Source organism: Anoxybacillus sp. (assembly GCF_036834105.1).
GTDB lineage: Bacteria > Bacillota > Bacilli > Bacillales > Anoxybacillaceae > Anoxybacillus.
Genome location: NZ_DAITON010000128.1, coordinates 1 through 6,230 on the forward strand (window position 1 = coordinate 1; position 6,230 = coordinate 6,230).

A 6,230-nucleotide genomic window follows, 5' to 3' on the forward strand; every position below is an offset into this window, starting at 1 on the left:
TTTACAATTTTAAAAGAAACATTTACAATTGAAGCGGCTCTTTTTTGTGAAGTTGAATACGTTTTACAGCAAAAGACAGAGAAATTGACGGAGGTGTTTATATGTCGATGGCGAAGAAAATTTTACTAGGAATGTTTGCCGGAATGATTGTTGGACTCGTTTTCAACTTAGCTCTCCCAATAGAATGGTTTGACCTCGCAAAAACATATGTGCTTCATCCGCTTGGAACGATATTTATCAACTTAATTAAGCTTCTTGTCGTTCCGATCGTACTCGTTTCATTAATTTTAGGTGCAGCTGGTGTTGGTGATCCAAAAAAACTCGGTCGCATCGGTGTGAAAACAATCTCATTCTTTTTAATTACTACTTCCCTTGCACTTATTATTGCTTTAACATTAGGATCTGTCATTCGTCCAGGAGAAGGAAACTTTAATTTAGAAGGGGCATCGTTTGAAAAGAAAGAAGCTCCACCTGTTGTAGATACATTGTTAAATATTGTTCCGACTAATCCATTCCAAGCGATGGTAGAAGGGAATATGTTGCAAGTTATTGTTTTTGCGATGCTTGTTGGCATGGCCATCGCTCGCCTTGGTGATCGAGTGAAACAAGTACGAGTTATTGTAGAGCAAGCCAACGATATGTTCATGTACTTAGTAGAGTGGGTCATGAAGTTCGCCCCATATGGTGCCTTTGCATTAATTACTATCGCGATCGGTGGACAAGGATTAGATGCGATTACAGCGATGGGAAAATATATGTTTGCAGTGTTATTAGCGCTATTTATTCATTTCTTTGCAGTGTACGGCACAGCGGTATGGATGCTTGGAAAAATGAACCCGATCGCGTTTATTAAAGGATTTTCTCCGGCGATGGTTGTTGCATTTAGTACATCAAGCAGTAATGCTACATTGCCAGTATCAATGGAAACAGCGCAAAAAAACTTAAATGTTCCAAAAAGCATTAGCGGTTTTGTGCAACCGCTTGGGGCGACAATTAACATGGATGGAACAGCCATTATGCAAGGTGTTGCAACGATGTTTATCGCACAAGTATATGGTGTTGATTTGACATTCGGTGATTTATTGACAGTTGTTTTAACAGCAACGCTTGCAAGCATTGGCACAGCAGGAGTGCCAGGTGTTGGATTAATTATGCTTTCTATGGTGTTAACATCAGTTGGTCTACCTGTTGAAGGAATTGCGCTTATTTTAGGGGTTGATCGACTACTTGATATGACGAGAACGGTTGTAAATATTACTGGAGATGCTGCATGCGCAGTCATTGTTGCAAAATCAGAAGAAAAATATGAGAAGGCAAACTAAACGAGGGAGATCCCCCTCGTTTTATTGTTTATAATAAATGAGATGGGAAGGACAGCGGCAGTCAGATGAACCAAATTTTTTCACGATCCATTGCCCATTATATTGTTGAAAAAGCTGTTGGGCACGTGCGCATTCACTAAGTTCAGAGGAATATGTTTGGATGTGTGTGATCTCGCCGTACGGTCGAATGTAATCGATGTGCCATCGTTTTCTTTTTTCTACCTGTATGTGACGTTGAATACGCGATTGCATATTTCGTTTGGCGCTCCCTACATAAATATAGTTTCCCTTTGGAAATAAAAACGTACCTAGTTTCCCAATCTCAACGATGGCGTTGTTATCGATTGTAAAGAAAATCGCATAAACGGTATGCTGCTTGTTGAACATTTTTTCCACCTCCCGAAAATTTGTCATTGAAAAATGAAAATGTTAGCACTACAATAAAAGAAGCGTATGTATAAAAAAAGGAGATGACGTTATGCTTTCGAACATAGGTTTACCTGGTTTAATTTTAATTCTTGTCATCGCTCTTGTCATTTTTGGACCGAAAAAATTGCCTGAGATCGGACGGGCTTTTGGGGAAACATTACGTGAATTTAAAAAATCTACAAAGGGATTGCGTGACGAAGTATTAGAGGAGCTCGACGAAAAGAAAGAAACGCGTAAATCATAAAGCGGCAACGATGTGTTGCCGTTTTTAACATGGGAAAAGGTTGGTGTTTACGCTCGTGGAAGAAAAGCAACGATATGAAGATAAAGAGATGACGTTAGTTGAACATTTAGAAGAATTGCGCAAGAGAATTTTTATTGTTGTTGGAGCGCTTATTTTATTTTTTATTGTAGGATTTATTTTTGTTCAAGATTTATATCGCTGGCTTATTGCTGATTTAGATGTAAAATTAACCATTTTAGGTCCTACTGATATTTTATGGGTATATGTCATGTTAGCTGGCGTATTCGCGATTACGATGACGATTCCAGTACTTGTTTGGCAAATATGGATGTTTGTTAAACCTGCTCTTACTCCGAGAGAACGGAAAGTTACATTATCGTATATTCCTGCTACATTTTTGTTATTTGTACTCGGGCTATGTTTTGGCTACTTTGTCGTATTGCCGATGGTGTTTCACTTTTTAATGAGTCTCGGGGAAGATTTGTTCGCGACTATGTTTACGACGGAAAAGTATTTTCGCTTTATGTTGAACATGACGGTTCCTTTTGCTATATTGTTCGAATTACCAATTATCGTCATGTTTTTAACGAGCATTGGTATCATTAATCCATATGCGTTACAAAAAATGAGAAAATATGCATATTTTATATTAGTTATCATTGCAGTAACTATTACGCCACCTGATTTCATCTCCGACTTTTTAGTGACAATTCCGTTGCTGTTGTTATATGAGGTCAGCATATCTATCTCAAAATTTGTGTATAAACGGAAAGAAAAACAGGTTGAGCAAGAAGCGTCTTCAGAATAGAGGGCGCTTTTTTATTTATCCATTTACTATAATAAAAACTATTTTCATGCTGTTAATGTATTTAAGAACATTTTGTTACAATTATCCCATGAAAATAACATAAAGTTAAAAAATGATATATAATGAACTGTAAACGTTATCATGTAAAGGGGAGGAGCTATGTGAAGAGAAAAACGATTTTAGAAGAAGTGCTTGATCGCGGCTTTACGAGACGCGATTTTTAAAAAATGTGTACAGCTCTGGCAGCGACAATGGGGCTAGATTTCTCACAAACGGATCAAGTTGTTGCGGCAATGGAGAAGAGCCAACGCGTACCAGTCATTTGGTTACAGTTTCAAGACTGTACAGGTTGCTCTGAATCATTTATTCGCTCTACGCATCCAAAAGTGGAAAGTGTGCTTTTGAACATGATTTCTCTTGAATATTCTGAAGCACTTTCTGCTGCTTCGGGTCATCAAATTGAAGCGGCACTTGAACATGTTCTTGAGCATTATCCTGGAGAATACATACTTGCGGTGGAGGGAAGCTTGCCAACAGATGATGCATTTTTAACTGTTGGTGGCGCATCGGCAAAAGAGACATTTCTTCGCGCTGCTAAAGGAGCAAAAGCGATTATTGCATACGGAAGCTGTTCGTCGTGGGGCGGAATTCCTGCTGCATATCCGAATCCGACAAAGGCTAAGCCAGTTACACATTTTGTGAAAGATAAACCGATCATCTTGGTACCCGGGTGTCCACCAATCGCCGAAGTGATGACAGGCGTCATTGCCCATATGATTACGTTCGGTAGACTTCCGGAGCTTGACCATCTCGGCAGACCGAAAGCGTTTTATCGTCATCGTATCCATGATAAATGTAATCGCCGCGCATATTTTGATGCCGGCTTATTTGCCGAATCGTTTGATGATGAAGGAGCAAGACAAGGATATTGCTTATATAAAGTAGGCTGCAAAGGACCAACGACATATAACTCCTGTGCAGAGATGCGTTGGAACGGGGGAGTGAGCTATCCCATTCAATCCGGAAACCCATGTATTGGCTGTTCTGAAAAGGGATTTTGGGACAACGGTCCTTTCTTTGTTCGTCGTGCGAAAATTCCTGCTTCTCAAACAACGATTAATCCTGAAACAGTCGGAGCGATTGCCGTCGGTGTAACAGCGGCAGGTGTTGCTGCTCACGCTGCTGTAACAGTGATGAAGAAAAAAGATGAACATCATGATCGAGGTGAATAAAGATGGCAGAACGTATTGTTGTCGACCCAGTCACGCGAATTGAAGGTCATTTACGCATTGAAGTAGATATTGACGAGAGAGGTGTCATTCAAGAGGCGTTTAGTTCAGGAACAGCAGTCCGCGGTATTGAGTTAATCGTGCGCGATCGTGATCCAAGGGACGTTTGGGCGTATGTGCAGCGCATTTGCGGTGTTTGCACAACTACACATGCTTTAGCTTCTATCCGATCCGTTGAAGATGCGCTGGATATTAAAATTCCAAAAAATGCTCATCTTATCCGTGACATTATGAATGCAGCAGTTTTTTTACATGACCATGTCGTCCATTTTTATCATTTACATGCATTCGATTGGATTGATGTATTAAGCGCTCTGAAAGCCGATCCGAACGAAACGAGCCGCATTGCTCAGTCTCTCTCCAATTGGCCAAAATCGTCACCAGGTTATTTTAAAGAAATTCAAATGAAGGTACAAAAAGTTGTTGATAGCGGCCAACTTGGCATTTTTGCAAACGGGTATTGGGGGCATCCAGCGTATAAGTTACCGCCTGAGGTGAACTTGCTTGCTGTTGCTCACTATTTAGAAGCGCTTGATTGGCAAAAAGAAATTGTTAAAATTCATACCATTTTCGGGGGGAAAAACCCGCATCCTCATTATGTTGTCGGCGGAATGGCCACTCCAATTGATATAAATAGTGATAATGCAATTCACGCAGAGCGTCTTATGCACGTTTCGCAAATTATTGATCAGGCAGTAGAGTTTGTAAACCATGTTTACATTCCCGATTTATTGGCGATTGGTTCGTTTTATAAAGATTGGACATATGGCGGAGGATTAAATAACTATTTATGTTATGGGGATTTTTCGACAGGTGATATTCGGGACGTGCATTTATATCGTTTCCCACGTGGTGTTATTTTAAATGGTAATTTAAACGAAGTGCTTGATGTCGATCCGAAAGATCCAGAACAAGTAAAAGAATTTATTGATCATTCGTGGTACACATATGATGGGAAAGAGGGGGGAGTTGGCAAACATCCGTGGGAGGGAGAAACATCACTCCGTTATACAGGGCCAAAACCACCGTTTAAAACATTAAATACAGATGAAAAATATAGTTGGTTAAAATCTCCAAGATGGAAAGAGCATCCGATGGAAACAGGACCACTTGCGCGCATGCTAGTTGGCTATGCGTTAAAGAAAGATGAGTTTGTTGGATTAGTAGATGATACATTAAAGAAATTGAGTTGGCCACTTGAAGCGATGAGCTCGGCACTCGGACGTACAGTAGCGCGTGGGCTTGAGTCTATTCTCGTTGCTAAATGGATGCGCGATGATATGGACGCATTGCTTGCGAATATTCGCAACGGAAATCAAATTACATTCGATCGGACAAAATGGGAACCAAGCACGTGGCCTAAGCGAGCGAAAGGAGTAGGATGGATGGAGGCGCCACGTGGTGCGTTAGGCCATTGGATTGAAATTGAAGATGGGAAAACGAAAAACTATCAAGCTGTCGTTCCAACGACATGGAATGCTTCACCGCGTGACCATAAAGGGCAAATTGGTGCGTACGAAGCGTCTTTAAAAGGAACGCCATTGCTTGATAAAGAAAAGCCGTTAGAGATTTTGCGCATCATCCATTCGTTCGATCCATGTTTAGCATGTGCTGTTCATTTAACCGATCTTGAATCGAAACAAACAACTCATATTCGTATTGGGTAGGAGGGGAGTGTATGTCAGTCCCGACAAATCCAAAAATTGAACAAAAACAGACGGAAGTCATTTGGAAGCGATCGCGAAAAGCAAAACGTATTGAGCTAAATGATCACATGGTGAAAGTGTACGTATGGGAATTACCTGTTCGTATTTTTCATTGGATTAATGCTTTTTCTATCATAGTTTTAATGATTACGGGCGTGTTTATCGGCCGCCCGTTCGTGTCTGCCTCCATTCAAGAAGAAGCGTATTACTCGTTTTTGATGGGGTGGGCACGTTATATTCACTTCTTCGTTGCTTTCCTTTTTACGATTAATTTAGCTGTTCGTTGGTATTGGGTATACAAAGGAAACGAACATGCGACGTCGAACCCATTTCGACTTTCTTTTTGGAAAGAAGCATTTGAAACTATCAAATATTACTTATTTATGAAAAATAACAAAAAACATTATATCGGACATAATCCGCTCGCTCAAT

At 40.3% G+C, this 6,230-nt stretch carries 6 protein-coding genes and 1 pseudogene; 6 read left to right on the forward strand and 1 reads right to left on the reverse strand.

The window, feature by feature from the left end:
* The first annotated feature begins 101 nt into the window (after positions 1-101).
* A complete protein-coding gene (locus tag V7Z64_RS10990; RefSeq protein ID WP_297988411.1) occupies positions 102-1,322 on the forward strand; it encodes a dicarboxylate/amino acid:cation symporter in 1,221 nt (406 codons plus the stop codon).
* Positions 1,323-1,343: 21 nt separating this feature from the next.
* Here the strand turns inward: V7Z64_RS10990 and V7Z64_RS10995 are convergent, their stop codons facing one another.
* Complete coding sequence (locus V7Z64_RS10995) at positions 1,344-1,709, reverse strand: GIY-YIG nuclease family protein (RefSeq protein WP_297988414.1); 366 nt, start codon at positions 1,707-1,709, stop codon at positions 1,344-1,346.
* Between the two features lie 91 nt (positions 1,710-1,800).
* Between V7Z64_RS10995 and V7Z64_RS11000 the strand changes: the two genes are divergently transcribed.
* From V7Z64_RS11000 to V7Z64_RS11020, 5 genes and pseudogenes are all read left to right on the forward strand, one after another.
* The gene (locus V7Z64_RS11000) at positions 1,801-1,995 is read left to right on the forward strand and encodes a twin-arginine translocase TatA/TatE family subunit (RefSeq protein WP_003397248.1); all 195 of its coding nucleotides are present in this window, start codon (positions 1,801-1,803) and stop codon (positions 1,993-1,995) included.
* A gap of 88 nt (positions 1,996-2,083) precedes the next feature.
* Positions 2,084-2,803 (forward strand): twin-arginine translocase subunit TatC, encoded by a 720-nt coding sequence (gene tatC, locus V7Z64_RS11005; protein WP_297988424.1) that lies wholly within the window; start codon positions 2,084-2,086, stop codon positions 2,801-2,803.
* A gap of 161 nt (positions 2,804-2,964) precedes the next feature.
* Positions 2,965-4,035, forward strand: a pseudogene (locus tag V7Z64_RS11010) (hydrogenase small subunit).
* Positions 4,036-4,037: 2 nt separating this feature from the next.
* Positions 4,038-5,759 carry a nickel-dependent hydrogenase large subunit gene (locus V7Z64_RS11015; RefSeq protein ID WP_297988418.1) on the forward strand — a complete coding sequence of 574 codons (1,722 nt, stop codon included), beginning with the start codon at positions 4,038-4,040 and terminating at the stop codon, positions 5,757-5,759.
* An 11-nt stretch (positions 5,760-5,770) separates the two neighbouring features.
* Positions 5,771-6,230: cytochrome b/b6 domain-containing protein (locus V7Z64_RS11020; protein ID WP_334110417.1), on the forward strand; the 460-nt coding region annotated here is incomplete at its 3' end.

Coding starts and splice junctions, on each gene's coding strand:
- V7Z64_RS10990 (WP_297988411.1), top strand. CDS start 102: ATGTCGATGGCGAAGAAAATTTTACTAGGAATGTTTGCCGGAATGATT.
- V7Z64_RS10995 (WP_297988414.1), bottom strand. CDS start 1,709: ATGTTCAACAAGCAGCATACCGTTTATGCGATTTTCTTTACAATCGAT.
- V7Z64_RS11000 (WP_003397248.1), top strand. CDS start 1,801: ATGCTTTCGAACATAGGTTTACCTGGTTTAATTTTAATTCTTGTCATC.
- tatC (WP_297988424.1), top strand. CDS start 2,084: ATGACGTTAGTTGAACATTTAGAAGAATTGCGCAAGAGAATTTTTATT.
- V7Z64_RS11015 (WP_297988418.1), top strand. CDS start 4,038: ATGGCAGAACGTATTGTTGTCGACCCAGTCACGCGAATTGAAGGTCAT.